Source organism: Pseudomonas sp. ADAK18 (assembly GCF_012935695.1).
Lineage (GTDB): Bacteria > Pseudomonadota > Gammaproteobacteria > Pseudomonadales > Pseudomonadaceae > Aquipseudomonas.
Genome location: NZ_CP052859.1, coordinates 6,285,273 through 6,311,453 on the forward strand (window position 1 = coordinate 6,285,273; position 26,181 = coordinate 6,311,453).

Annotated in this window: 22 protein-coding genes and 2 tRNA genes; 19 read left to right on the forward strand and 5 right to left on the reverse strand. The window is 59.3% G+C overall.

The annotated features are described in order from the left end of the window. Positions 1-54 precede the first annotated feature (54 nt). The 12 genes from HKK55_RS28330 (at position 55) to HKK55_RS28385 (ending at position 14,412) form a co-directional block, all read left to right on the forward strand. On the forward strand, positions 55-915 hold the full coding sequence (locus tag HKK55_RS28330) for an NAD(P)H-hydrate dehydratase (protein ID WP_169357604.1): 861 nt from the start codon (positions 55-57) through the stop codon (positions 913-915). Then, positions 903-1,373, forward strand: a complete 471-nt coding sequence (gene tsaE / locus HKK55_RS28335) for a tRNA (adenosine(37)-N6)-threonylcarbamoyltransferase complex ATPase subunit type 1 TsaE (RefSeq protein ID WP_169357605.1) — start codon at positions 903-905, stop codon at positions 1,371-1,373. The genes HKK55_RS28330 and tsaE overlap by 13 nt, the downstream gene beginning before the upstream one ends. A gap of 3 nt (positions 1,374-1,376) precedes the next feature. Further along, positions 1,377-2,810, forward strand: coding sequence for an N-acetylmuramoyl-L-alanine amidase (locus HKK55_RS28340; protein ID WP_202020938.1), 1,434 nt, complete (start codon positions 1,377-1,379; stop codon positions 2,808-2,810). Positions 2,811-2,824: 14 nt separating this feature from the next. Then, positions 2,825-4,723, forward strand: a complete 1,899-nt coding sequence (mutL, locus tag HKK55_RS28345; RefSeq protein ID WP_169357972.1) for a DNA mismatch repair endonuclease MutL — start codon at positions 2,825-2,827, stop codon at positions 4,721-4,723. Beyond that, on the forward strand, positions 4,723-5,694 hold the full coding sequence (gene miaA, locus HKK55_RS28350) for a tRNA (adenosine(37)-N6)-dimethylallyltransferase MiaA (RefSeq protein WP_169357607.1): 972 nt from the start codon (positions 4,723-4,725) through the stop codon (positions 5,692-5,694). The genes mutL and miaA overlap by 1 nt, the downstream gene beginning before the upstream one ends. Before the next feature lie 94 nt (positions 5,695-5,788). Next, entirely contained in the window at positions 5,789-6,049 is a 261-nt protein-coding gene (hfq, locus tag HKK55_RS28355; protein ID WP_094950970.1) for an RNA chaperone Hfq, read from the forward strand. A gap of 12 nt (positions 6,050-6,061) precedes the next feature. Next, complete coding sequence (hflX, locus tag HKK55_RS28360; RefSeq protein WP_169357608.1) at positions 6,062-7,363, forward strand: ribosome rescue GTPase HflX; 1,302 nt, start codon at positions 6,062-6,064, stop codon at positions 7,361-7,363. Between the two features lie 96 nt (positions 7,364-7,459). Continuing rightward, positions 7,460-8,638, forward strand: a complete 1,179-nt coding sequence (gene hflK / locus HKK55_RS28365) for an FtsH protease activity modulator HflK (RefSeq protein WP_169357609.1) — start codon at positions 7,460-7,462, stop codon at positions 8,636-8,638. Continuing rightward, a complete protein-coding gene (gene hflC / locus HKK55_RS28370) occupies positions 8,638-9,504 on the forward strand; it encodes a protease modulator HflC (protein ID WP_169357610.1) in 867 nt (288 codons plus the stop codon). The genes hflK and hflC overlap by 1 nt, the downstream gene beginning before the upstream one ends. 302 nt (positions 9,505-9,806) lie before the next feature. Continuing rightward, on the forward strand, positions 9,807-10,994 hold the full coding sequence (locus tag HKK55_RS28375) for an ATP phosphoribosyltransferase regulatory subunit (protein ID WP_169357611.1): 1,188 nt from the start codon (positions 9,807-9,809) through the stop codon (positions 10,992-10,994). Between the two features lie 54 nt (positions 10,995-11,048). Then, a complete protein-coding gene (locus HKK55_RS28380) occupies positions 11,049-12,338 on the forward strand; it encodes an adenylosuccinate synthase (RefSeq protein ID WP_169357612.1) in 1,290 nt (429 codons plus the stop codon). 139 nt (positions 12,339-12,477) lie between these two features. Further along, positions 12,478-14,412: a methyl-accepting chemotaxis protein gene (locus HKK55_RS28385; protein WP_169357613.1), complete on the forward strand. Its 1,935-nt coding sequence runs from the start codon at positions 12,478-12,480 to the stop codon at positions 14,410-14,412. A gap of 43 nt (positions 14,413-14,455) precedes the next feature. Here the strand turns inward: HKK55_RS28385 and HKK55_RS28390 are convergent, their stop codons facing one another. The 4 genes from HKK55_RS28390 to HKK55_RS28405 form a co-directional block, all read right to left on the reverse strand. After that, positions 14,456-16,021: an iron ABC transporter permease gene (locus HKK55_RS28390; RefSeq protein WP_169357614.1), complete on the reverse strand. Its 1,566-nt coding sequence runs from the start codon at positions 16,019-16,021 to the stop codon at positions 14,456-14,458. Beyond that, a complete protein-coding gene (locus tag HKK55_RS28395; protein WP_169357615.1) occupies positions 16,021-17,046 on the reverse strand; it encodes an extracellular solute-binding protein in 1,026 nt (341 codons plus the stop codon). Before HKK55_RS28395 ends, HKK55_RS28390 begins: the two co-directional genes overlap by 1 nt. 170 nt (positions 17,047-17,216) lie before the next feature. Next, positions 17,217-17,303 (reverse strand) — tRNA-Leu (locus tag HKK55_RS28400). Between the two features lie 178 nt (positions 17,304-17,481). Beyond that, a tRNA-Leu gene (locus tag HKK55_RS28405) sits at positions 17,482-17,568 on the reverse strand. A gap of 224 nt (positions 17,569-17,792) precedes the next feature. On the opposite strand from HKK55_RS28405, the gene rnr reads away from it, so the two are divergent. The 7 genes from rnr to dnaB all read left to right on the forward strand — a co-directional run bounded on the left by rnr (position 17,793) and on the right by dnaB (position 25,090). Continuing rightward, positions 17,793-20,426: a ribonuclease R gene (gene rnr, locus HKK55_RS28410; RefSeq protein WP_169357616.1), complete on the forward strand. Its 2,634-nt coding sequence runs from the start codon at positions 17,793-17,795 to the stop codon at positions 20,424-20,426. Further along, positions 20,423-21,178 (forward strand): 23S rRNA (guanosine(2251)-2'-O)-methyltransferase RlmB, encoded by a 756-nt coding sequence (gene rlmB, locus HKK55_RS28415; RefSeq protein WP_155582783.1) that lies wholly within the window; start codon positions 20,423-20,425, stop codon positions 21,176-21,178. Before rnr ends, rlmB begins: the two co-directional genes overlap by 4 nt. 321 nt (positions 21,179-21,499) lie before the next feature. After that, the gene (gene rpsF, locus HKK55_RS28420) at positions 21,500-21,922 is read left to right on the forward strand and encodes a 30S ribosomal protein S6 (protein ID WP_003217491.1); all 423 of its coding nucleotides are present in this window, start codon (positions 21,500-21,502) and stop codon (positions 21,920-21,922) included. Between the two features lie 28 nt (positions 21,923-21,950). Next, entirely contained in the window at positions 21,951-22,181 is a 231-nt protein-coding gene (gene rpsR, locus HKK55_RS28425) for a 30S ribosomal protein S18 (RefSeq protein ID WP_002551829.1), read from the forward strand. Between the two features lie 36 nt (positions 22,182-22,217). Beyond that, on the forward strand, positions 22,218-23,111 hold the full coding sequence (locus HKK55_RS28430; protein ID WP_169357617.1) for a hypothetical protein: 894 nt from the start codon (positions 22,218-22,220) through the stop codon (positions 23,109-23,111). A gap of 18 nt (positions 23,112-23,129) precedes the next feature. Further along, positions 23,130-23,576 (forward strand): 50S ribosomal protein L9, encoded by a 447-nt coding sequence (gene rplI, locus HKK55_RS28435; protein WP_003171376.1) that lies wholly within the window; start codon positions 23,130-23,132, stop codon positions 23,574-23,576. A gap of 119 nt (positions 23,577-23,695) precedes the next feature. After that, positions 23,696-25,090: a replicative DNA helicase gene (gene dnaB, locus HKK55_RS28440; RefSeq protein WP_154742427.1), complete on the forward strand. Its 1,395-nt coding sequence runs from the start codon at positions 23,696-23,698 to the stop codon at positions 25,088-25,090. Between the two features lie 20 nt (positions 25,091-25,110). Here the strand turns inward: dnaB and HKK55_RS29385 are convergent, their stop codons facing one another. Then, complete coding sequence (locus HKK55_RS29385) at positions 25,111-26,157, reverse strand: hypothetical protein (RefSeq protein ID WP_237151301.1); 1,047 nt, start codon at positions 26,155-26,157, stop codon at positions 25,111-25,113. Positions 26,158-26,181: the final 24 nt, after the last annotated feature.

Consider the following 26,181-nt stretch of genomic DNA (forward strand, 5'->3'; position numbering starts at 1 on the left):
GAAACCGCAGGTTAGATGCGTATAATTCTGCCAGACATCGGAGCTTGAAGACGCATGCCGCAGACAAAACACGAAATAACCGACGTTCAGCACCTGTTGCCCGGCCAATTGCCGCAACTGCCTGCCCGTTTCCCGGACGCCCATAAAGGTCAGTTTGGCCATGTCCTGCTGATTGGCGGCGACCGTGGATTCGGTGGCGCGGCCTTGCTGAGCGCGCAAAGCGCGCTGCGCAGCGGTGCCGGCCTGGTTTCCCTGGCGACCCGCAGTGAACATGTGCCGGCCGCCCTGGCGCGCCTGCCGGAAGTCATGACCCTGGGCGTGCATTCGGCCAACCAGTTGATGGCCTTGCTGGAAAAAGTCTCGGTGATCGTTATCGGTCCTGGCCTTGGCGAAGCGTCCTGGGGCAAGAGCCTTCTGTCGGTGGCAGCGAATGCCCAGCAGCCGCAGGTCTGGGATGCCGACGCGCTGAATCTGCTGGCGACGGGCGCTGTCAGCCTGCCGGCCAACTGCGTGATCACCCCGCATCCCGGTGAAGCGGCCCGGTTGATGGGGATGTCGACAGCCGAGGTTCAGGCGGACCGCCTTAATGTAGCGCGCGCGATGAGTCAGAAATTCAATGCGGTGGCGATCCTGAAAGGCGCTGGCAGTTTGATTGCCAGCCCTGACGGTCGGGTTGCCCGCTGTGATCAGGGCCACCCGGCGATGGCTACAGCCGGTTTGGGCGATGTATTGGCTGGTCTGGTGGGGGCCTTGCTGGCCCAGGGGATGTCGGCATTTGACGCCGCCTGTCTGGCGGTCTGGTTGCACGCTACCGCCGGGGATCGCCAAGGTACGTTGGGTCGCGGGCTGGCGGCCAGCGATCTGATTCCCGCCATTCGTCAGTTGTTGGAGGAACAGTCACCGTGTCTGAAGTAACCCTTTTTCTGGCTGATGAAGAGGCCATGGTCGCGTTCGGCAAGCGTATTGCCGAGGTCACCAAAGGCTCGGGGCTGATCTTTCTGGAAGGGAATTTGGGTGCCGGTAAAACCACCTTGTCCCGAGGCATTATTCGCGGGCTGGGTCATGACGGCGCAGTGAAGAGTCCTACGTTTACCTTGGTCGAACCCTACGAGATCGGCGAAGTACGGGCCTTCCATTTCGATCTATACCGATTGGTGGATCCCGAGGAATTGGAGTACATGGGCATCCGCGATTACTTCGATGAAGACGCCTTGTGTCTGATCGAGTGGCCGGATAAAGGCACAGGCTTTTTGCCAAAGCCCGACCTGACCATTACCATTAGCCCGCATAACAGTGGACGTCAGCTGAAGTTGTTGCCCCAAGGTGCGCGCGGTGAGTCGTGGTGTGTCACTTTGGCATTGGAATTCAAATAATTGATGGGGTTAGGTATGCGCTTTCGCGCGTTGGTTACTGTCGTAGGGGTGTTGCTTGCGGCAATGACTGTCAATGCTCTGGCCGCTTCACAGGTGAAAAGTGTTCGCCTGTGGCGGGCACCGGATAACACGCGACTGGTATTCGACCTGTCTGGCCCGGTCCAGCACAGCGTCTTCACCCTGACGGCGCCTGATCGCCTGGTGATCGACATCAACGGTGCGACCCTGGCTGCGCCGTTGAAAGTCTCCACGGCCAATACGCCGATTACCTCCATGCGCTCGGCCCAACGTACGCCGACGGATTTGCGGGTGGTCATCGACCTGAAAAAGGCCGTCACTCCGAAAAGTTTCTCGCTGGCGCCTAACGCCCAGTACGGCAACCGGCTGGTGGTCGACCTGTTCGACAACGCCGCCGATGCCGCGCCACCACCTGCGCCAACGCCAAGCGTGGCGACGGTTCCTGCGGTGCCGGTCAATCAGTCGCAACCCCAGGTCAAACTGCCGCCGTTACCACCAGCTCCGGCGGGCAAGCGCGACATCATCGTGGTCATCGATGCCGGTCACGGCGGGGAAGACCCGGGTGCCTCTGGGTCGCGCGGCCAGCATGAAAAAGACGTGGTACTGGCCATCGCCCGTGAGCTGCAGCGCCAGATCAACGGCATGAAAGGCTACCGCGCCGAGCTGACCCGCACCGGCGACTACTTCATTCCATTGCGTGGTCGTACCGAAATCGCCCGCAAGAAGGGCGCCGACCTGTTCGTCTCGATCCACGCCGATGCCGCGCCTTCGGCTGCCGCCTTTGGTGCTTCGGTGTTTGCCCTGTCTGATCGCGGCGCCACCTCCGAGACGGCCCGTTGGCTGGCGGACAGTGAAAACCGGTCCGACTTGATCGGCGGGGCCGGCAACGTGTCCCTCGATGACAAGGACAAGATGCTCGCCGGCGTATTGCTCGACCTGTCGATGACCGCCTCGCTGACTTCCAGCCTGAACGTCGGGCAGAAAGTCCTGAGCAATATCGGTCGCGTCACCTCGCTGCACAAACAGCGCGTGGAGCAGGCCGGGTTCATGGTGCTTAAATCGCCGGACATTCCATCGATCCTGGTGGAAACCGGGTTTATCTCCAACTCCAATGAGGCGTCGAAACTGGCCTCCTCCAACCACCAGCAGGCGCTGGCGCGCTCCATCAGCGCCGGTGTTCGCCAGTTCTTCCAGCAGAATCCTCCACCAGGTACGTATATCGCCTGGTTGCGTGATTCCGGGAAAATTGCCCAGGGCCCGCGTGACCATCGAGTCCAGCCGGGCGACACCCTGGCGATGCTGGCGGTGCGATTCCAGGTTTCTGCGGCGACCTTGCGCAGTGCCAACAACCTGACGACCGACGAGCTGAAGGTCGGTCAAGTGTTGACCATTCCAGGCACTGAATTGGCGGCCCAGTAATGAGCGAATCGGTATTGAGCAACACCTCGCGCATTGAGTTGCTGAGCCCGCGTCTGGCTAACCAGATCGCGGCGGGCGAGGTGGTCGAACGGCCGGCTTCGGTGATCAAGGAGTTGCTGGAAAACAGCATCGACTCCGGTGCCAAGCGCATCGACGTCGACGTTGAACAAGGCGGCGTCAAGCTGCTGCGGGTGCGCGACGATGGCAGCGGCATCTCCTCCGATGACCTGCCGCTGGCCCTGGCCCGTCACGCCACCAGCAAGATTCGCGACCTGGAAGACCTTGAACGGGTGATGAGCCTGGGCTTTCGCGGTGAGGCGCTGGCCTCTATCAGTTCCGTGGCGCGCCTGACCCTGACCTCCCGCACCCGTGACGCCGAGCAGGCCTGGCAGGTAGAAACCGAAGGCCGCGACATGGCGCCCCGGGTTCAGCCGGCTGCGCATCCGGTGGGCACCTCGGTGGAAGTGCGCGACCTGTTCTTCAATACCCCGGCGCGACGCAAATTCCTCAAGGCCGAGAAAACCGAATTCGATCACCTGCAGGAAGTCATCAAACGCCTGGCCTTGGCCCGTTTCGATGTGGCTTTTCACCTGCGCCATAACGGTAAGACCATCCTTAGCCTGCATGAAGCCAATGACGATGCGGCCCGCGCCCGGCGTGTAGCGGCCGTCTGTGGTTCGGGGTTCCTGGAGCAGGCTCTGCCCATTGAAATAGAGCGCAATGGCTTGCGCTTGTGGGGTTGGGTCGGTTTGCCGACCTTCTCCCGTAGCCAGGCAGACTTGCAGTACTTCTTTGTGAATGGTCGGGCGGTGCGCGACAAACTGGTGGCCCACGCGGTGCGCCAGGCGTATCGCGATGTGTTGTTCAACGGGCGGCACCCGACGTTTGTGCTGTTTTTTGAGGTCGACCCGTCGGTGGTGGACGTCAACGTGCACCCTACCAAACACGAAGTGCGCTTCCGTGACGGGCGCATGGTTCATGACTTCCTTTACGGCACCTTGCACCGTGCTCTTGGCGATGTGCGGCCGGATGATCACTTGGCGGCACCGATTGCGACGGCCATTGTCCGTCCTTCGGGGCCGGAAGCCGGTGAGTTCGGGCCCCAGGGTGAAATGAGCCTGGCGGCCAACTTGCTGCAATCGCCACAAGCCCAGCCGAGTTATGCCGCGCCGGGTTCAGGGGCGGGCGCTGGCTATCAGTATCAATACACCCCGCGTCCGCAATCGGCGGTGCCGGTGGCTGAGGCCCAGGCGGCCTACCGCGAATTTTTCGCGCCGCTTCCCGGTGCTGAGCCGGGCGCTGTCGCCTTGCCAGAAGGCCAGGGCGATGTACCTCCGTTGGGTTACGCTCTGGCGCAGCTTAAAGGTATCTATATTCTTGCGGAAAACGCCCAGGGTCTGGTGCTTGTGGACATGCACGCCGCCCACGAGCGGATCATGTACGAACGCCTGAAAATCGCCATGGCCAGCGAAGGTCTGAGTGGCCAGCCGTTGCTGGTGCCGGAATCCCTGGCAGTCAGTCAGCGCGAAGCCGATTGCGCTGAAGAGCACGTCAGCGTGTTCCAGAAGCTCGGCTTTGAACTGCAGCGCCTAGGTCCGGAAACCCTGGCTATCCGCCAGATTCCTGCATTGCTCAAGCAAGCCGAAGCCAACCGGCTGGTAGCCGACGTGCTGGCAGACTTGATGGAGTACGGCACCAGTGACCGGATCCAGGCGCACATCAACGAACTGCTCGGCACCATGGCCTGCCACGGGGCGATTCGCGCCAATCGGCGTCTGGCCCTGGCGGAAATGAACGGCTTGCTGCGGGACATGGAAAACACCGAGCGCAGTGGCCAATGCAACCATGGCCGACCGACCTGGACCCAAATGGGCCTGGACGATCTGGACAAACTATTCTTGCGCGGTCGTTGATGAGCGCTCTACCTCCGGCCATCTTCCTGATGGGCCCGACTGCCGCCGGCAAGACGGACCTGGCCATCGAACTGACCAAGGTCTTGCCGTGCGAGCTGATCAGTGTCGATTCCGCCCTGGTTTACCGGGACATGGACATCGGCACCGCCAAGCCTTCAAAGGAACTGCTGGCCCAGTATCCGCACCGATTGATCGACATCATCGACCCGTCCCAAAGCTATTCGGCGGCGGATTTTCGCACCGACGCGTTGGCGGCCATGGCTGAAATCACCGCGCGGGGCAATATTCCGCTGCTGGTGGGCGGTACGATGCTCTACTACAAGGCTTTGCAGGAAGGTCTGGCGGATATGCCGCCAGCCGATCCCCAAGTGCGCGCCGAGTTGGAAGAAGAGGCTGCGCGCCTTGGCTGGCAAGTCCTGCATGACCAGTTGGCGGCGGTGGACCCAGTGTCCGCTGCGCGGATTCATCCCAACGACCCCCAGCGCCTGTCACGGGCACTGGAAGTCTGGCGAGTCAGTGGTCAGACCATGACTGCGCACCGACTGAGACAATCTGCGCAAAGTACTGATGCAGGCGCGTCTAGGCAGCCACAATTGCCCTATACTGTGGCGAATCTGGCCATCGCTCCGGCGAATCGTCAGGTGCTGCATGAGCGAATTGCACAAAGATTCACAATTATGTTGGAACAGGGGTTCGTGGACGAGGTCGTAGCACTGCGTTCCAGAGGTGACCTGCATCCGGGGTTACCTTCGATACGTGCTGTAGGCTACCGCCAAGTCTGGGATCATCTGGATGGCAAGTTGACGTCAGCCGAAATGCAGGAGCGCGGCATCATTGCCACGCGCCAATTGGCGAAACGCCAGTTCACCTGGCTACGCAGCTGGACTGACTTGCATTGGCTGGACAGTCTGGATTGCGACAATCTGTCACGCACCTTGAAATACTTGGGAACGGTCTCCATATTGAGCTGAGTCCTTGCAATTGCCGTCTATCCTTGGGGGTGTGACGGCTACGAGCTATCTATTTTCCGATTTTTTATTATTGATCCTTAAAGGAGTGCGGCACATGTCAAAAGGGCATTCGCTACAAGACCCTTACTTGAATACTTTACGTAAAGAGAAAGTTGGGGTTTCCATCTATCTGGTCAACGGTATCAAACTGCAAGGTACGATCGAGTCTTTCGACCAGTTCGTTATCCTGCTGAAAAACACCGTCAGCCAGATGGTCTACAAACACGCTATCTCGACAGTAGTGCCGGTTCGTCCAATTCGTCTGCCTAGTGCAACCGATGCCGAACAGGGTGACGCTGAGCCAGGTAACGCCTGATAGGAGTCTCCTTTGTTCTTTGAGCGCCACGGTGGTGGTGAGCGGGTAATCCTCGTTCACTTGGATGGTCAGGACCCTGAGGCGCGCGAAGATCCGCAGGAGTTTCAGGAGCTGGCAAATTCGGCTGGCGCCGAGACCGTCGCGTTTTTTAACGTGCCGCGTCATCGGCCAACCGCCAAATTCCTGATTGGCAGCGGCAAGGTCGAAGAGTTACGCGACCTGGTCCATGCCGAACAGGTCGATCTGGTTATTTTCAATCACGTCCTCACGCCCAGTCAGGAACGTAACCTCGAACGTGTTTTCGAGTGTCGCGTGATCGACCGCACAGGTCTGATTCTCGATATTTTCGCCCAACGCGCCCGCACCCATGAAGGCAAGCTCCAGGTAGAACTGGCTCAGCTAGATCACATGAGCACCCGGTTGGTTCGTGGCTGGACTCACCTTGAGCGTCAAGGTGGTGGTATCGGCATGCGTGGCCCGGGTGAAACCCAGTTGGAGACTGACCGTCGTTTGCTGCGGGTTCGCCTGAAGCAGATCAAGGCGCGGCTTGAAAAGGTCCGCAGTCAGCGTGAGCAATCGCGGCGAGGGCGCAAGCGCGCCGATATCCCGACCGTTTCCCTGGTGGGCTACACCAACGCCGGCAAATCCACACTGTTCAATGCGGTGACGGAGTCCGACGTTTTTGCGGCTGACCAGCTCTTCGCGACCCTCGACCCGACCTTGCGCCGTCTGGATCTGGACGACCTTGGGCCAATTGTCCTGGCCGATACCGTGGGGTTCATTCGTCACTTGCCCCACAAGCTGGTCGAGGCATTTCGGTCTACGCTCGAAGAGTCGAGTAACTCCGACCTGCTGTTGCATGTGATCGATGCGGCTGAACCTGACCGTATGTTGCAGATTGAGCAGGTAATGGTGGTGTTGGGCGAGATTGGCGCCCAGGACTTGCCGATCCTCGAGGTCTATAACAAACTCGATTTGCTTGAGGGCGTGGAGCCGCAAATCCAGCGTGACGAAGACGGCAGGCCACAACGGGTCTGGCTTTCAGCGCGCGACGGTTCCGGGCTGGACTTGCTCAAACAGGCGGTTGCCGAGTTGTTGGGCAACGATTTGTTTGTTGGCACCTTGCGCTTGCCGCAGCGTTTTGCTCGACTGCGTGCACAGTTTTTCGAGTTGGGCGCGGTCCAGAAAGAAGAACACGACGAAGAAGGTGTCAGTTTGCTGGCTGTTCGACTGCCGCGGGCAGAGCTGAACCGGCTGGTCAGCCGGGAAGGCATGCAGCCGATGGACTTCATCGAACAACACACTTTGCAATAAAAGCCTGAGAAAGCGGTTGTGCCGCTGTAGCAGGCATTCTGTAGCATTGGTCGGCGCGCCGTGGGTGCGTCTTTGCTTTATCAGATGGAGAGCGCTATGGCTTGGAATGAGCCGGGTGGCAACTCGAATAATCAGGATCCTTGGGGTGGTAAGCGCCGCAATAATGGCGACCGCAAGGGGCCACCGGATCTCGACGAGGCCTTCCGAAAGCTGCAGGAAAGCCTGAATGGGTTGTTCGGTGGTGGAAAGAAACGTGGTAGTGGTGACGAAGGCGGTGGTTCGGGCAAGGGCGGTGGTTACGGCCTGCTCGGCATCGGCCTCGTCGTGCTGGCGGCTGTCTGGCTGTACAGCGCGGTCTACGTGGTGGACGAGCAGGAGCAAGCCGTAGTGCTGCGCTTCGGCAAATACTACGAGACTGTCGGCCCGGGCCTGAATATCTACTTCCCGCCGATCGACAAGAAGTACATGGAAAACGTCACGCGTGAGCGTGCCTACACCAAGCAGGGCCAGATGCTCACTGAAGACGAGAACATCGTCGAAGTGCCGCTGACCGTGCAGTACAAGATCAGCAACCTGCAGGACTTCGTGCTGAACGTCGATCAGCCGGAAATCAGCCTGCAACAAGCGACCGAAAGTGCTCTGCGCCACGTGGTGGGTTCCACTGCAATGGATCAGGTACTGACTGAAGGTCGTGAATTGATGGCCAGCGAGATCAAGGAGCGCCTGCAACGGTTCCTCGATACTTATCGCACCGGTATCACTGTCACTCAGGTCAACATACAGAGCGCAGCTGCACCGCGTGAAGTACAGGAAGCCTTCGATGACGTGATCCGTGCCCGTGAAGACGAGCAGCGTTCGCGCAACCAGGCTGAAACCTACGCCAACGGCGTCGTGCCGGAAGCCCGTGGTCAGGCCCAGCGCATCCTTGAAGATGCCAACGGCTACCGCGACGAAGTGGTCTCCCGCGCCAAGGGTGAGGCTGATCGCTTCACCAAGCTGGTGGCCGAGTACCGTAAGGCACCGGAAGTCACCCGTGAGCGTCTGTACCTGGACACCATGCAGGAAGTCTTCACCAACACCAGCAAGGTTCTCGTGACCGGCAACAAGGGCGGGCAGAACAATCTGCTTTACCTGCCGCTGGACAAGATGATCGAAGGTGGCCGTAGTGGCAGCAGTGCGCCGTCCAACGCTTCGACTGCCGCTGCCAATGAGGCGAGCGCCCGTGCGGCCGCGGACTTGCAGCAACAGCAATCACGTACCAGGGAGAGTCGTTGATGAGCAATAAATCGCTGACCGCCCTGATTGTGGGCGTCGTCGTGGTCATCGCTGCCTGGAACTGCTTCTACATCGTGTCTCAGACCGAGCGCGCGGTGTTGCTGCAATTCGGTCGTGTGGTCCAGGCGGATGTCCAGCCGGGCCTGCATGTGAAAGTCCCCTACGTTAACCAGGTGCGCAAGTTCGACGCCCGCCTGATGACGCTGGATGCACCGACACAGCGCTTCCTGACCCTTGAAAAGAAAGCTGTAATGGTTGATGCCTACGCCAAGTGGCGCGTCAAGGATGCCGAGCGCTTCTACACCGCGACCTCCGGCCTCAAGCAGATTGCTGACGAGCGTTTGTCGCGCCGTCTGGAATCGGGCCTGCGTGACCAGTTTGGTAAGCGCACCCTGCACGAGGTGGTATCGGGTGAACGTGATGCGCTGATGGCTGACATCACGCGTTCGTTGAACACAATGGCGGAAAAAGAGCTGGGCATCGAAGTGATCGATGTTCGGGTCAAGGCCATTGATCTGCCGAAGGAAGTGAACCGCAGCGTGTTCGAGCGTATGAGCACCGAGCGTGAGCGTGAAGCGCGTGAGCACCGCGCCAAGGGTAACGAACTGGCTGAAGGTATCCGTGCGGATGCCGACCGTCAGCGTCGCGTACTGTTGGCAGAAGCCTATCGTGAGTCTGAAGAGGCCCGTGGTGATGGTGATGCTCAAGCCGCGTCGATCTACTCCAAGGCGTATGGCCAGGACCAGGAGTTCTACGCGTTCTACCGTAGCCTGCGTGCCTACCGTGAAAGCTTCGCGAACAAAACCGACGTCATGGTGCTGGACCCAAGTAGCGATTTCTTCCGCTACCTGGAAAAGTCCAAGTAACCCGCACTTGACCTGAGAATCGCTCCGTCTGGCGGCTAAAATGCCGGGCGGGGTGATCCTTTGAGAAAACGGGTGTATGATGCGGCAGCCGGGAAATTCCCGGCTTTTTTGCGTCTGCATGTTTGATTGTTATTTTGTGTCCGCAGACGCGACAGGTTTTTCGAGGAAAGTGCCCGACGAGGCCAATTAGTGGTCGTTCGTCACGTCGCTCTTGCGCGTGGTTTATGCAAGAGCCGGGCATTTTCTGCTTCACTCAAGGCTCGCCCAAGGGCTGGCCGCCCGGATCATAGGGGAATGGCGTAATGGCAACGGTAGACCGCTGGCTGCTGCCAGATGGCATCGAAGAAGTACTGCCACCGGAAGCTGCGCGCATTGAAGTTGCGCGTCGCCAGGTGTTGGATCTGTTCCAGAGCTGGGGTTACGAGTTTGTCGTGACCCCCCATATCGAGTACCTGGAATCCCTGCTGACCGGCGCGGGCCAGGACTTGGATCTGCGCACCTTCAAGGTCATCGACCCGCAATCGGGCCGGCAAATGGGTTTTCGTGCCGACATCACTCCGCAAGTGGCGCGCATCGACGCGCACACCTTGCGCCGTGAAGGTCCGAGCCGCCTGTGCTATGCCGGCAGTGTCCTGCATGCTCAGCCGCGGGCCTTGTCGTCTTCGCGCAGCCCGATTCAACTGGGCGCTGAGTTGTATGGCGATGCGAGCCCGAGCAGCGATGTGGAAGTCATCAGCCTGATGCTGGCTATGCTGCAACTGGCCGATGTGCCGGATGTGCACATGGACTTGGGGCATGTTGGTATCTACCGTGGCCTGGCCCGTGCCGCTGGTTTGTCCGGTGAAGTGGAGCAGCAGTTGTTCGATGCCCTGCAACGCAAGGCTATCGATGAAGTGATTGCTCTGACCGAGGGCGTGCCTGCTGATCTGGCTGGCATGCTGCGTTCGCTGGTGGATCTGTGTGGTGGTCGCGAAGTGCTGTCCGCTGCCCGTGATCGCCTGGCCAATGCGCCGGCCCCGGTGTTGGCTGCCCTGGACGACGTGCTGGCGATTGCCGAGCGCCTGTCGGCGCGGTTCCCGCAGTTGCCACTGTACTTCGACCTGGGTGAGTTGCGCGGTTATCACTACCACACCGGTGTGGTGTTCGCCGTGTTTGTCCCGGGTGTTGGCCAAGCCATCGCCCAGGGTGGTCGTTATGACGATATCGGCGCCGATTTTGGCCGCGCCCGTCCGGCGACCGGCTTTTCCACCGATTTGAAAACCCTGGTGACCCTGGGGCGTGCTGAGGTCGAGTTACCGTCTGGCGGTATCTGGATGCCCGACAGTACGGACGCGGCACTCTGGCAGCAGGTTTGCCAGTTGCGCAGTGAGGGTCAACGTGTTGTCCAGGCCTTGCCTGGGCAGCCATTGGCCGCCGCCCGTGAAGCGGACTGCGACCGGCAATTGATTCAGCAGAACGGGCTTTGGCAAGTATCGCCACTGGCCTCTTGAGTTTTCCTGCCGGCCGTAGCCGGCACCAAGTTTGCGCGAATGAGGACAAGTGTTATGGGTAAGAATGTCGTAGTCCTGGGCACCCAATGGGGTGATGAGGGCAAAGGCAAGATCGTTGATCTGCTGACCGAACATGCTGCCGCCGTAGTGCGCTACCAAGGTGGCCACAACGCTGGCCACACCCTGGTCATCGATGGCGAAAAAACCGTCTTGCACCTGATCCCGTCGGGTGTGCTGCGCGAAGGCGTGCAGTGCCTGATCGGTAACGGCGTGGTGGTTGCACCTGACGCCCTGCTGCGCGAGATCACCAAGCTGGAAGAGAAAGGCGTACCGGTGCGTGAGCGCCTGCGTATCAGCCCGTCCTGCCCGCTGATCCTGTCCTTCCACGTAGCGCTGGACCAGGCCCGTGAAAAGGCCCGTGGCGAGCTGAAGATCGGTACTACCGGTCGCGGCATCGGCCCGGCATACGAAGACAAGGTTGCTCGTCGTGGCCTGCGTGTTGGCGACCTGCTCAACATGCCGCGCTTTGAAGACAAGCTGCGTGAGTTGGTGGAATACCACAACTTCATGCTGGTGGGTTACTACAAAGAGCCAGCCATCGACTTCGAGACGACCCTGGCCGAGTGCAAGGAATACGCTGAGCTGCTCAAGCCGCTGATGCTGGACGTGACTGCCGAGCTGCACGATCTGCGTCGCGCTGGCAAAGACATCATGTTCGAAGGCGCCCAAGGTTCGTTGCTGGACATCGACCACGGCACCTACCCGTACGTGACCAGTTCCAACACCACCGCTGGCGGCGTTGCTACCGGTTCGGGCGTTGGCCCTATGTTCCTGGACTACATCCTGGGCATCACCAAGGCTTACACCACGCGGGTCGGTTCGGGTCCATTCCCGACAGAACTGTTTGACGAAGTGGGTGCGCACCTGGCTAAACAAGGTCACGAGTTCGGCGCCACTACCGGCCGTGCTCGTCGTTGTGGCTGGTTCGACGCTGTTATCTTGCGTCGCGCTATCGATGTGAACAGCATCTCGGGCATCTGCCTGACCAAGCTGGACGTACTCGACGGTCTGGAAACCATCAATATCTGCGTCGGCTACAAAGATGCAGAAGGCAAGGACGTTGCCCCGACTGACGCTGACAGCTACGTGGGTCTGCAGCCTGTGTACGAAGAAGTGCCGGGCTGGACCGAGTCGACCGTGGGTGCCAAAACCCTGGAAGAACTGCCAGCTAACGCCCGTGCTTACATCAAGCGCGTTGAAGAGCTGATCGGTGCGCCGATCGACATCATTTCGACGGGCCCGGACCGCAACGAGACCATCGTTCTGCGTCATCCGTTCGCTTAATAAGCTGTTGATGTAAAAAGCAAAGGGTCCCTTCGGGGGCCCTTTGTTGTTTCTACCTTGTGTGCGGCACGACCCTTGCTATGTTTCTGTCTTTCGCGGTGCCATCAAATTAATGGCACTCTAGGTGGAGGGATTTCCAGTGTCTGCCGTTCTCTCACTGTTACAAAGCCGTCTGTTGCGGCCGGTGTTCGTTACCCTAGGTATCGCTCTTCTGGTGCAAGTGCTGGTGGCCGTCGCCCTGACGCGGAGCACAGTCACCGCCTTGGAAGCCGATTTGGGTAATCGCCTGGGTGTGGATAGCCAAAAGTTGTCGGGTGAATTGACGCAAGCTGGAAAGGAGGTCACCTCCAGCCTGGACAGCCTGTCCTCCAGTACGCGTCAGCGTCTGACGGCGGGGCTTTCCACTCGATTGCAGGAAGAGCAGAAGCAACTGCGTGCGACTCTGGAAAAAGACTTGAAGGACTCGGCCAATGACATGGCCCAGTTGCTGGCTTCAGTGGCGCCGCGTGCGATGTGGGACAGCGATGTACCGACACTCTCCGAATTTGCCCGGCGTGCCCAGCGCAATCCCAATGTGCTGTTTGTAGTGTATGACGATGCCACCGGTCAGCACCTGACCCGCTATTTGAATCGGGATAACCCGATCAATCAGGCGCTACTGGATAAGGGCAAAGGCGAGCGAGCGCTGGATAAGCTGCTGGATGCGGCTAAGAACGATCCATCGGTTTACTACCTTGAGTCCTCCATCAGCCCCAATGGTGTGGAGATCGGCAAGGTCGTTATGGGGGTTTCGACTGCCTCGGTGGACGCTGATCTGGCCGCCCTTGATAAGCGCTTTGCGGCGCTGATCGCCAGCAGCGATCAATTGGTGGGCGATAGCCTGAAAGGCGCGGCTGCAGACAGCGCAGCGGCTATGGGCGCGCGCTTGCAGTCGGCTCAAACCACCGCCACCCAGATGACCGCCAATACCAGCAGTGCCGTACAGGAAGCCGCCGGCACTTTGCGTTGGCGCATCGGTATGGGCCTGGCAGTCGTCGGTTTTGGCGTGTTGCTGCTGATTGCCGTGGTCCTTGGGCGCCGGGTGGTCAATCGCTTGAAGCTGCTGATCGCCGCCATGGATGACCTGGCGGCCGGTGAGGGTGACCTGACCAAGCGCGTGCAGATCAGCAGTCGGGATGAAATCGGTGAGATGGCTTCGGCGGTCAATCGCTTTGTGGATAAGTTGCAGCCGATCGTGCGTGAAGCGGGTGATGTGGCCCAGCGTACAGGTGTGGAAATCGGTGCCATGACCCTGCGCAACGCGGGTGCCGATGCGGCTGCCGGCTTGCAGCGCGATGAGGTCGCCGAAAGCCTGCGGGCGTTGTCGCAGATGGCCGATGAAGCTCAGGCGGAAAGCCATGCCATGCAGGCAGCGTTGCAGCAGGTGGTGGATATCCGCCAGGCCACTGATGAGAACTCGCGTACCTCCGCAGAGGTTGGCAGCCTGATCGAGGCGCTGGCCGGCCAAGTGGAGAATGGCGCCAAGGTGATCGAGCGCTTGGCCCAGCAAAGCGAGCAGATCGAAGTGGTGTTGACGGTGATCCACGGGATTGCCGAGCAGACCAACCTGTTGGCGCTCAATGCGGCCATCGAAGCGGCCCGTGCCGGTGAGACTGGGCGCGGTTTTGCGGTGGTGGCCGATGAGGTGCGGGCCCTGGCCAGCAAGACCCAAAGCTCGACGGGCGATATTCAGGCTCATATCGTTGCCTTGCAGCAGGGTGCTCGTGAGGCGGTGGCGACGATTGGCAAGGCGGGGCGTCAAGCCAGTGAAGGTTTGCTAGTGCTGCGCGACAGCGTGCGCTTGCAGCAATCGGTGCAGGCGTCGGTGGAGCAGGTGCATGCGGCGATTGGCTTGGCAACTCGGGCAGCAGAGCATCAGGCCAAAGGCGCCCATGCCGTGCGTGGGCGGGTGGAGATCATCCATGCCCAGGCTGAGCGCGCGGCCCAGGCGGTGGTGGAGACCACGGCGAGCAGCAAGGTGTTGGATGGTTTGGCGGCGCAGTTGAAGGCGAGTTTGGGGCAGTTCAGGGCTTAGTGTCGTCTGGTAGGGCCCTTTTGCGAGCAAGTCGAAGGCTATCTCAGCGGCTCAGATACATCCGCGTCGTCAGCAGATAAACCGGCAACCCCGACACCAGAATCAACAACGCCGCATAAGGCGCCGCCGCCGCAAATTCCACATTCGAGGTATGCGCCCAGACGGCCGTGGCTAGGGTATTGAGCCCGGTCGGGCTAAGCAGCAACGTCGCCGTCAGCTCCTTCATCGCATCCAGAAACACCAGTGCAAACGCCGCCCCCAACGCCGGGAATATAATCGGCAGCGTCACTCGGCAAAACGCACTGAATGAAGATGCCCCCAGCGTTCTCGCAGCCTCTTCCAGCTGCGGCGCCGCCTTGTTCAGTGCCGTACGAATCGGCGCCTGGGCCAGCGGCAAAAACAATAGCGCATAGGCGATCAGCAGCAATGCCGAGGTCTGATACAGCACCGGCACGTAATGCAGGGCGAAATACACCAGCGTCAACGCGATCACCAGGCCGGGCAGTGCATGCAACAGATACGGCAATCGCTCAGCCCACAGTGCCAACTGGCCCTTGTAGCGCACCACCAATAGGCCCACCGGCACTGCCAGTACCAAGCACAGCGCTGCACCGCCCAGGGACAGCGCCAATGATGAAAGCAGCGCCTCGCTGATCTCGGCCACCGGAAACGCCGCCGACGAGCCAACCGCCAGCCAATAACCGAGCATCCCCAATGGAATGCCGCTGCCAATGACCGCCAGCATCAAGCAATACATCTGCCCCAGTGGCGCCCATTTGCCGAGTCGAACTTGCTCGGCATGCCGCGCCGCGCCCTGGCCGGTACGCACGTGTCGGCCCTTGCCGCGTACGCGCAACTCCAGCCACAGCAAGGTCAGGCACATCACCAGCAACACCGCCGAGAGCATCGCCGCATTGGCGTTGCTGAATTCCAGTTCGAACTGCTGATAGATCGCGGTGGTAAAGGTCTGCAGGCCTATGATCGACAAGGCGCCGAACTCCACCAGCATATGCAGGGCGATCAGCAATGAGCCGGCCAACAGCGACGGCCACAACAGCGGCAAGGTAATGCGAAAGAATACGCCCCAGCGGTTCAGCCCCAGGGTGCGGGCCGATTCTTCCAGGGAAGGATCAAGGTTGCGCAGGGTGGCTGCCACCGGCAGAAACACCAGCGGATATTTGGAGAGCGTCATCACCAGAATCGCCCCGCCCAGCCCTTCAAAATTCGCGCTCAGGGAAACCCAAGTAAAGCTGCTGACAAATGCCGGGACCGCAAAGGGCAAGCACAGAATCACTCCCCAGATGCGTCGCCCCGCCAGATTGCTGCGTTCCAGCAACCAAGCCAGTGACAGCCCAATCACGCCGCAAGCTACGGTGACGCCGATCATCAGCGCCAAGGTGTTGCGCAGCAGGCCGAACACATAAGGCCGCCATAGCAAATGCACCGCTTCGTTCCAGCCGGCCTGCCAGGCCTTGAGGCCGACGTACGCCAGCGGTAGCAGGCTCAGGCCCACCAGCAGCAATACCGGTAACAGTAGCCAGATCGAAGGGCGTTTGCGTCTTGGAATAAAACCCCCGTGCGAGGCGGGGGCGGGTAGCGATGGGTTCATCAGTTCAAGCCAACGTCACGTTCCAGTTCCAGAGCTTCTTCGGCGTTACCCAAGTCGGCGGGAGTGACCTTCGGCGGCTGCAGCTCGCTGAAAGGCTTGAGGCCTCGGTTGGATTCCATGCCTTTGCGTAGCGGGTATTCAGCCGAGGTGTTGGTGATCACCCGCTGGCCTTCTTCGCTGGCCATGAAGGCCAGCAGTTGCTGGGCTTCTTTCGGATGTTTGCTGGACTTCAATGCTGCAGCGGCGGATACGGTAATCAAGCCGCCTGCATCACCGTCGGTGAAGTAGTGCAGTTGCGAATCCAGATTGGTTTTTTCTTTCTTCAGGGCGAACCAGTAGTAGTTGTTCACCAGAACGGTGGCGACTTCGCCGTTTTCCACGGCTTTCAGGGCGACCATGTTGTTGCTGTAGACCTTGCCGAATGCGCGCAGGCCGGTCAGCCATTCTTCGGCGGCTTCGCGGCCGTGCAGCTTGATGATCGCCACGGCCTGTTCCTGGAACGCGCCGCTGGTGGGTACGAAGCCCACCTTGCCTTGCCACTCGGGCCCGGCAAAATCCAGCACCGACTTGGGCAGGTCTTTCTCGGCAATCAGTTTGGGGTTGAAGGCGACGACCCGGGTGCGTGCGGTCACGCCCATCCAGGCGCCGTTGCCGGCCACGTATTCCTTGGGCAGTACGTCGAGGGTGCTGGCGTCGATGGTTGCCAGCAGGCCTTGTTCGCCGAGTTTGTTCAGTGGCGGCGACTCTTCGGTGTAGATCACGTCGGCGGGGGAGCGGTCGCCTTCTTCGACGACTTGGCTGGCCAGTTGGTTGCTGCTGCCCTTGCGTACATTGACGTGGATGCCGGTCTTGGCTTCGAAGGCCTTGGCGAGTTCATCGCCGACCTCCTTGTGTTGGCCGTTATACAAGGTCAGTGCAACCTTGTCGGCAGAATAAGCAGCGGGCGAGAGCAGGGTCAGGCCGAGCAGAGTGATGGTCAAGCCACGCAGAAGGGATGTCTTGAGACGGGTATCGCGGATCATCATTCGCAGGGTTCCTCACTTAAGTGCAACAAATCGTGAGCAGGATAAACGATAAAGTTTCTCAGGTGCGCCTTCGCAGCAGAATTGCGAGTGAGATTTTCAGCGGCCAGAAACGCAAAAACCCGCTTTCGCGGGTTTTTGTGAGACTCAAGACTTAACCTTGAGTTTGGAATTGGTGCCCAGAAGAAGACTCGAACTTCCACGACCTTGCGGTCACCAGCACCTGAAGCTGGCGTGTCTACCAATTTCACCATCTGGGCAGTATCAGCAACGTTGCCGCTGTTGATGGAGCGAACTATACGGAGCGGCTTTTGATCTGTAAACCCCTGATTTGAAATTATAAATCAAGTTTTTCGTTAAAAATCAAAGGCCTGTAATGCAAAAACCCGCTTTCGCGGGTTTTTGTGAAACTCAAGATTGAAACCTTGAGTTTGGAATTGGTGCCCAGAAGAAGACTCGAACTTCCACGACCTTGCGGTCACCAGCACCTGAAGCTGGCGTGTCTACCAATTTCACCATCTGGGCAGTATCGGCAACGTTGCCGTCGTCGATGGCGCGCACTATACGCAGCGCACTTTTGACTGTAAACCCCCGTCATCAAAAAAGCCTGGAAAATTTCGCAGGCGGTCGCGCAAGGTGCGTTCCGAGGGCTGCAAAGTGCTTTTACGGGCTTGTTGATACCTGAAATTTCCCGTTTCAATACGCGTATGCCAAACTAACCCGCATATAGACAAGGTGAAAACTCTCTAATGGCCGATTGGCAGTCCCTCGATCCCGAGGCCGCTCGTGAAGCGGAAAAATATGAAAACCCTATTCCTAGCCGCGAACTGATCCTGGCGCATCTCGCCGATCGGGGTTCGCCTGCTAGCCGCGAGCAGCTGGTCGAAGAGTTTGGTCTGACCACAGAGGACCAACTCGAAGCCCTGCGTCGCCGCCTGCGCGCCATGGAGCGCGACGCTCAATTGATCTACACCCGCCGCGGCACTTATGCTCCGGTGGACAAGCTTGACCTGATCCTGGGCCGCATCAGTGGCCACCGTGATGGTTTTGGCTTCCTGATCCCGGATGACGGCAGTGACGATCTGTTCATGAGCCCGGCGCAAATGCGCCTGGTGTTCGATGGCGACCGTGCGCTGGCCCGTGTGTCCGGCCTGGACCGTCGCGGTCGTCGCGAAGGCGTGATCGTCGAAGTGGTGTCCCGTGCCCACGAGTCCATCGTTGGCCGTTACTTCGAAGAAGGCGGCATCGGCTTTGTCGTGCCGGATAACCCGAAGGTCCAGCAGGAAGTGCTGATCACCCCAGGCCGCAATGGCGCCGCCAAGGTGGGCCAGTTCGTCGAGGTGAAAATCACCCACTGGCCAACTGCGCGCTTCCAGCCACAGGGCGATATCGTCGAAGTGGTCGGCAACTACATGGCGCCGGGCATGGAAATCGATGTTGCGCTGCGCACCTACGATATCCCTCACGTCTGGCCTGAGGCTGTGCTCAAAGAAGCCGCCAAGCTCAAGCCGGAAGTTGAAGAAAAAGACAAAGAGAAGCGCATCGACCTGCGCCATCTGCCGTTCGTCACCATTGACGGCGAAGATGCCCGCGACTTCGACGATGCGGTCTATTGCGAAGCCAAGCCCGGCAAGCTGCGCCTGTTCTCCGGCGGCTGGAAGTTGTTCGTCGCGATTGCCGACGTTTCCAGCTACGTGAAGATCGGTTCGGCTCTGGACAACGAAGCCCAGGTGCGCGGTAACTCGGTGTACTTCCCTGAGCGCGTGATCCCGATGCTGCCTGAGCAGCTATCCAACGGACTGTGCTCCTTGAACCCGAAAGTCGACCGTTTGGCCATGGTGTGCGAGATGACTATCTCGAAAACCGGCGAAATGACCGACTACCAGTTCTACGAAGCGGTGATCCACTCCCAGGCGCGTCTGACCTACAACAAGGTCAGCACCATCCTGGAGCAGCCGAAAACCAGCGAAGCCAAAGCGCTGCGTGGTGAGTACGGCCATGTCGTACCGCATCTGAAGCAGTTGTATGCGTTGTACAAGGTATTGCTGGGTGCGCGCCATGTTCGTGGCGCGATCGATTTTGAAACTCAGGAAACCCGAATTGTCTTCGGCTCCGAGCGCAAGATCGCCGCAATCACCCCGACCACGCGTAACGATGCACACAAGCTGATCGAGGAATGTATGCTGGCGGCCAACGTGGCCACTGCGGAATTCCTGAAAAAGCACGAGATTCCTGCGTTGTACCGGGTGCACGACGGCCCACCACCGGAGCGTCTGGAGAAGCTGCGCGCGTTCCTCGGTGAACTCGGCCTGTCCCTGCATAAAGGCAAGGACGGCCCGACGCCGAAGGACTACCAGGCGCTGCTGGCCAGTATCAAGGACCGTCCGGATTACCACGTGATTCAGACCGTGATGCTGCGTTCCCTGAGTCAGGCGGTGTACAGCGCTGATAACCAGGGCCACTTTGGTCTGAATTACGAGGCGTACACCCACTTCACCTCGCCGATTCGCCGTTACCCGGACTTGCTCACGCACCGCGCGATCCGCAGCGTGATCCACTCCAAGCAGAACACCCCGCACGTCCAGCGCGCCGGTGCCATGACCATTCCGAAGGCGCGGATCTATCCGTACGACGAAGCGGCCCTGGAGCAGTTGGGCGAGCAGTGCTCCATGAGCGAACGTCGTGCCGACGAAGCCACTCGTGACGTGGTGAACTGGCTCAAATGCGAGTTCATGAAAGATCGTGTGGGCGAGTCGTTCCCGGGCGTGATCACGGCCGTGACCGGTTTTGGTCTGTTTGTGGAACTGACCGACATCTACGTCGAGGGCTTGGTGCACGTCACCGCCTTGCCGGGTGACTACTACCACTTCGACCCTGTGCATCACCGCCTGGCAGGCGAGCGCACTGGTCGCAGCTTCCGTTTGGGCGATACCGTGGAAGTCCAGGTCATGCGTGTCGACCTCGACGAGCGCAAGATCGACTTCGGTATGCCTGACAAGCCTGCCGAACCGACTGGCCGTAAAAAACGTGGCAGCGAAACAGCAGCGCCGGCTGCCAAAGGCAAAGGGGCCCCTGCGAAAGCAGCGGTCGCCGAGCCTGTGCCAGCCAAGTCTGGTCGTCGTTCGTCTGCCAAGGACAAGGCCCCCGAAGCCTATCGTCCAAGCGACGCAGCAGCGAAAAACGCCGAGTTGCGCAAGAGCCGCGAGTTGAAGCAACAATTGCTCAGCGAAGCGAAAAGCGGTGGTAAAGCGGCGTCTGGGGGAAAGTCCCACGGGGCGGAAAAGCCGTCGAGCAAGCCAAGTAAACACCGTAAAGGCCCGCCCAAAGCGGGTTCGACCCCCGCGAAAAGTGGTGGGTCGCGCAAACCTAAGGCCAAACCATGAGTCTGGAAAAAATCTACGGCGTGCACGCCGTAGAAGCATTGCTGCGTCACCACCCCAAACGCGTCAAGCAGGTGTGGTTGGCGGAGGGTCGTAGTGAGCCGCGCGTACAGGCGCTGGTCGAGCTGGCCAACGAAAACCGCGTGGCGATAGGTCAAGCCGAGCGCCGGGAAATGGACGCTTGGGTTGAAGGCGTTCACCAGGGTGTAGTGGCGGATGTGAGTCCGAGCCAGGTCTGGGGCGAAGCGATGCTCGACGAGCTGCTCGACCGTACCGAGGGTGCTCCGCTGTTGCTGGTGCTGGATGGGGTGACCGATCCGCATAACCTGGGTGCCTGTCTGCGTTCGGCGGATGCTGCTGGTGCGCTGGCGGTGATTGTGCCTAAAGACAAATCGGCGACCTTGACGCCTGTGGTGCGTAAAGTCGCCTGCGGTGCTGCGGAAGTGATTCCGCTGGTGGCCGTGACCAACCTGGCGCGCACCCTGGAGAAACTCCAGCAGCGCGGCCTGTGGGTTGTGGGTACGGCGGGGGAGGCTGAGGTCAGCATTTATGACCAGGACCTCACCGGCCCGACCATCCTGATCATGGGTGCTGAGGGCAAGGGCATGCGTCGTCTGACGCGCGAGCATTGTGATTACCTGGTGAAACTGCCAATGGCCGGTAGCGTCAGCAGTCTCAATGTGTCCGTGGCGACCGGCGTTTGCCTGTTTGAAGCCCTGCGTCAGCGTGGCGCCAAGGCTAAAGCCAAGAAGTAAGGCTTAAGGGCGACGCAATATCCTGTGGGAGCTGGCTTGCCTGCGATAGCAGCACCTCGGTTTGACTGAAAAACCGAGTTGCTTGCATCGCGGGCAAGCCCGGCTCCCACACAAGCCCGCTCACACATTGGTTTTTGGTGTAGTTGAGGTTGTTCAAATAATCACCAATTGCCTTGCGCCTATCCTCCCCCTTCTCTACAATTGCGCCCCTTGCCTTCCTGGCGGGCACGCATGTGCCTCCCTTCGGCAAGATCCATAAGTGTCATTCACTCCTTGTCTGACCGTTTTTGAGCGGCAGGCTACAACCCGTAAGGAGCATTCATGCGTCATTACGAAATCATCTTTTTGGTCCACCCGGATCAAAGCGAGCAAGTCGGCGGCATGGTTGAGCGTTACACCAAGCTGATCGAAGAAGACGGCGGCAAAATCCACCGTCTGGAAGATTGGGGCCGTCGTCAACTGGCCTACGCAATCAACAATGTTCACAAGGCTCACTACGTGATGCTGAACGTTGAGTGCACTGGCAAGGCCCTGGCCGAGCTGGAAGACAACTTCCGCTACAACGATGCAGTGATCCGTAACCTGGTCATCCGTCGCGAAGAAGCCGTTACCGGCCAATCCGAGATGCTCAAGGCTGAAGAAAACCGCAGTGAGCGCCGTGAGCGTCGCGACCGTCCTGAGCACGAAGGCGCTGAAAGCGCTGATAGTGATGACAGCGACAACAGCGATAACGCTGACGAGTAATCCACGGACCTTTTAAGGAGCCTATCAAATGGCACGTTTCTTCCGTCGTCGTAAATTCTGCCGCTTCACCGCTGAAGACGTGAAGGAGATCGATTACAAAGATCTCAACACTCTGAAAGCCTACGTATCCGAGACCGGCAAAATCGTTCCAAGCCGCATCACCGGTACCAAAGCTCGTTATCAGCGTCAGCTGGCCACCGCTATCAAGCGCGCCCGCTTCCTGGCCCTGCTGGCCTACACCGACAGCCACGGCCGCTGAGACCGGGCAGTCGACAAGTAGTAAGGGATTGAATGCATGCGCGCCTTAGCTGAGTTCATCATGCGCGGTCGTGTGCAGGCCACTCTGGTAGTGGCTGGATGTGCAGCATTGCCGTTGTTGTATTGGTTGGGTGCTGCCGCAGGTTGCCTTGTGCTGCTGCGGCGCGGTTTGAAGGACGCCCTTGGTGTCCTTGCCCTGGGGTTGTTGCCGGCCTTGATCTGGTGGCTGCAATTCGACGATCCACGGGTACTTCTGGTACTGCTGGGGTCTTCGAGCCTTGCGTTGGTTTTACGCGCAAGTGAGTCCTGGAACCGTACGCTGCTGGTCAGCGTGGCATTGGGAGTGGTGTACGCAGTGGTGTTAGGCGCGGCTTTCCGCCCGCAAATCGAGGCGCTGGCGCAGGAGTTGGTAAAAATCCTGCCGCTGGCCCTCGGGGATCTCTACCAGAAGTTGTCGGTAGAGGAGCGAGCGCGCCTTGTAGCACTGATTGCACCGGTACTTACCGGCCTGATAGCGGCACTGTTGCAGATCGTCAGTGTGCTGAGCCTGATTCTTGGGCGCTACTGGCAGGCGTTGTTGTATAACCCGGGTGGTTTTGGTCGCGAGTTTCGCAGTATCAGAATCCCCGCAGGACCAGCGATGTTGCTGCTGGCGCTCATGCTTGTAGGGCCGAATTTCGGTCCACAAATGGCCATGTTGACGCCGTTGTGCAGTGTACCGCTGGTGTTTGCCGGACTAGCCCTGATGCACGGGCTGGTGGCGCGTAAGCGCCTGGCCAAGTTTTGGCTAGTGGGGATGTACGTGACGCTGTTGCTGTTTATGCAACTGATCTATCCGTTACTCGTGGTTTTGGCCATTGTCGACGGCCTGATTGATTTTCGCGGACGTTTGGCGTCGAAAGACGCTGACAATGCGAACGGTGAAGGTTAAAAGTTAGAGGATTTTCACATGCAACTGATCCTTCTGGAAAAAGTCGCCAACCTGGGCAACCTGGGCGACAAAGTGAACGTTAAGGCCGGTTACGGTCGTAACTACCTGCTGCCATACGGCAAAGCCACCGCTGCAACCGCTGCCAACCTGGCTGCGTTTGAAGAGCGTCGTGCTGAGCTGGAAAAAGCAGCAGCAGACAAAAAAGCTTCGGCCGAAACTCGCGCTGCCCAACTGGCTGAGCTGGAAGTGACTATCACTGCCACCGCCGGTGACGAAGGCAAGCTGTTCGGTTCGATCGGCACCCACGACATCGCTGATGCACTGACCGCCTCCGGCGTTGAAGTGCAGAAGAGCGAAGTTCGTCTGCCGAACGGCACCATCCGCAACGTTGGCGAATTCGATGTAGCTGTGCACCTGCACGCTGAAGTCGAAGCAACCGTACGCGTTGTTGTGGTAGCTGCTTAAGCTGCATTAACTGACTGGCACCTCGCGTGTCAGGCGGTTAACATCGGGCACGATCCTGTTTACAGGTCGTGCCTTTTGTTTTTCTGTAATCCCAGATTTTCCAACTATTCCAAGTGGCCATGAACGATATCTCCGCTCCTGAGCAATACGATCTGCAAACCGCTGCCCTGAAGGTGCCGCCGCATTCCATCGAGGCCGAACAGGCCGTGCTCGGTGGTCTGATGCTGGACAACAACGCCTGGGAACGTGTGCTGGATCAAGTCTCGGACGGTGACTTCTATCGCCATGACCACCGCCTGATCTTCCGTGCCATCGCCAAACTGGCCGATCTGAACTCCCCCATCGACGTCGTGACCCTTGCCGAGCAATTGGACAAGGAAGGTCAGACTTCGCAAGTGGGTGGTCTCGGTTACCTGGGCGAACTGGCGAAAAACACCCCATCGGTAGCCAACATCAAGGCCTATGCGCAGATCGTCCGCGCACGGGCGACCTTGCGGCAACTGATCGGTATCGCCACGGAAATCGCCGACAGTGCCTTCAACCCGGAAGGGCGCACGGCTGAAGAGATCCTCGACGAAGCTGAACGGCAGATCTTCCAGATCGCCGAAGCGCGGCCAAAAACCGGTGGCCCGGTGAGTGTCAATGACCTGTTGACCAAGGCCATCGACCGGATCGATACCTTGTTCAACACCGACAACGCCATCACTGGCCTGTCCACCGGTTACACCGACCTCGATGGCATGACCAGCGGCTTGCAGCCGTCCGACTTGATCATCGTCGCCGGCCGTCCGTCCATGGGTAAGACCACCTTTGCCATGAACCTGGTGGAGAATGCGGTGCTACGCAGCGAGAAGGCCGTACTGGTTTACTCCCTGGAGATGCCAGGTGAATCGTTGATCATGCGTATGCTCTCGTCGCTGGGCCGCATCGACCAGACCAAGGTCCGGGCGGGCCGCCTGGAAGACGACGACTGGCCGCGCCTGACCTCTGCCGTCAACCTGCTCAACGACCGCAAGCTGTTCATTGATGACACCGCCGGTATCAGCCCCTCGGAAATGCGCGCGCGCACCCGTCGTCTGGTGCGCGAGCACGGTGAAATTGGCCTGATCATGATCGACTACTTGCAACTGATGCAGATCCCCGGTTCCAGTGGTGACAGTCGGACCAACGAGATTTCCGAGATCTCCCGCTCGTTGAAAGCCCTGGCCAAGGAATTCAACTGTCCGGTGGTTGCGCTGTCGCAGCTCAACCGTTCCCTGGAGCAACGTCCGAACAAACGCCCTATCAACTCCGACTTGCGGGAATCCGGAGCGATCGAGCAGGATGCTGACGTGATCATGTTCGTTTACCGGGACGAGGTGTATCACCCGGAGACCGAGCATAAGGGCATCGCGGAAATCATTATTGGTAAACAGCGTAACGGTCCAATCGGCACCACGCGCTTGGCGTTTATCGGTAAATACACTCGTTTCGAGAACCTTGCTCCGGGCAGCTATAACTTCGACGACGAGTAAGCCGTATTACGTGTGCCTGATCATGGCGCTCCGGCGGCATTGAACAGATGCCTGATCGCCGCGGTGTCATAGCCGTAGTTCCAGCGCAGTTCGGTCCCCGCTGGAATGTCTTCACTGGCAACCAAGGTAGTCAGCCGCAGCCGCTCAGCCGGCTCATTGTCTTTGCGCGTATCAACGTCAAATTGCACCGCCTCCACGTTATACCCAGTGCGGGCTTGCCGAACCGGCTGCTGGCCCTCGTATTCGAAAACGGTGTTGATTCGCGAGAGTACGTTGTCACCTGACAGCAGCACGTCCCGTTTGATCAAGGTTGATGGGTCGTGTCCTGAGGTACTGGAGCTGGGCTGGTTCGGCGTAAAAATGCCCGCCAGATAAGGATCCTGCCGATAGGCGGCCGTGCTGGCAGGCACCAATTCTCCGCCATAGACACCCAGTACTTCATCCTTTTTCAGCCGACGCCTGGCCACCACCATGGCTTGCCCGATCAGGCTTACTTCCTGCGGGTACTTTTGATGGGCGCTGGTAAAGGGCTGCACCTCCAGCTTTTCGTCGTAGAGTCGTGCGGCCTTTTCATAGCCTTCCCACTGAATGTAAGGCAGGACCCGATTTTTGCTGAGCGTTCTGTCGGATGTCATGGACTTGCCGACGCTCTGTATGAATCTGATGCGCATGGGTTGCCCGTCCACGTCGCGCAGCGGGTATCGGCCATTGTTGGCTCGATCATAGATCCCTAGGTAGTTTCGGCTGTGCTGATAGCTGCCGTCGGATCGCATATGCCTCAGTTCCTGCGCCGTGTAAGGCACTGCCAGGTTGTCGTCATCTGCTGATAGGTAATCGTCGGAAGAGCGTGTGGACTCGGCTGATTCAAATGTCTCGGAGCTGGACTCAGTGCTCATGCGCGGTGTTATCGGAGGCGGCGGCATTCCGCCGAGCAGGGCGCCTCTGAGTTCGTCGATCTCCCAACCGCCGCCGGTTTTTTTGCGAATGTAGGGCCGGTATGCCCTGAAGCGGCTGCGGGCGTCGATCAGTTGCCATCCCAGGGCGTCGGATTTGACGTGGTAGTACAAGCCGTTGTCCATCACGTAATACGG

Excerpts from the sequence above, each read along its gene's own strand:
- HKK55_RS28330 (WP_169357604.1), top strand. The coding sequence starts at position 55 with ATGCCGCAGACAAAACACGAAATAACCGACGTTCAGCACCTGTTGCCC.
- HKK55_RS28340 (WP_202020938.1), top strand. The coding sequence starts at position 1,377 with ATGGGGTTAGGTATGCGCTTTCGCGCGTTGGTTACTGTCGTAGGGGTG.
- miaA (WP_169357607.1), top strand. The coding sequence starts at position 4,723 with ATGAGCGCTCTACCTCCGGCCATCTTCCTGATGGGCCCGACTGCCGCC.
- hfq (WP_094950970.1), top strand. The coding sequence starts at position 5,789 with ATGTCAAAAGGGCATTCGCTACAAGACCCTTACTTGAATACTTTACGT.
- hflK (WP_169357609.1), top strand. The coding sequence starts at position 7,460 with ATGGCTTGGAATGAGCCGGGTGGCAACTCGAATAATCAGGATCCTTGG.
- hflC (WP_169357610.1), top strand. The coding sequence starts at position 8,638 with ATGAGCAATAAATCGCTGACCGCCCTGATTGTGGGCGTCGTCGTGGTC.
- HKK55_RS28375 (WP_169357611.1), top strand. The coding sequence starts at position 9,807 with ATGGCAACGGTAGACCGCTGGCTGCTGCCAGATGGCATCGAAGAAGTA.
- HKK55_RS28380 (WP_169357612.1), top strand. The coding sequence starts at position 11,049 with ATGGGTAAGAATGTCGTAGTCCTGGGCACCCAATGGGGTGATGAGGGC.
- HKK55_RS28390 (WP_169357614.1), bottom strand. The coding sequence starts at position 16,021 with ATGAACCCATCGCTACCCGCCCCCGCCTCGCACGGGGGTTTTATTCCA.
- HKK55_RS28395 (WP_169357615.1), bottom strand. The coding sequence starts at position 17,046 with ATGATGATCCGCGATACCCGTCTCAAGACATCCCTTCTGCGTGGCTTG.
- rnr (WP_169357616.1), top strand. The coding sequence starts at position 17,793 with ATGGCCGATTGGCAGTCCCTCGATCCCGAGGCCGCTCGTGAAGCGGAA.
- rlmB (WP_155582783.1), top strand. The coding sequence starts at position 20,423 with ATGAGTCTGGAAAAAATCTACGGCGTGCACGCCGTAGAAGCATTGCTG.
- rpsF (WP_003217491.1), top strand. The coding sequence starts at position 21,500 with ATGCGTCATTACGAAATCATCTTTTTGGTCCACCCGGATCAAAGCGAG.
- rpsR (WP_002551829.1), top strand. The coding sequence starts at position 21,951 with ATGGCACGTTTCTTCCGTCGTCGTAAATTCTGCCGCTTCACCGCTGAA.
- HKK55_RS28430 (WP_169357617.1), top strand. The coding sequence starts at position 22,218 with ATGCGCGCCTTAGCTGAGTTCATCATGCGCGGTCGTGTGCAGGCCACT.
- rplI (WP_003171376.1), top strand. The coding sequence starts at position 23,130 with ATGCAACTGATCCTTCTGGAAAAAGTCGCCAACCTGGGCAACCTGGGC.
- dnaB (WP_154742427.1), top strand. The coding sequence starts at position 23,696 with ATGAACGATATCTCCGCTCCTGAGCAATACGATCTGCAAACCGCTGCC.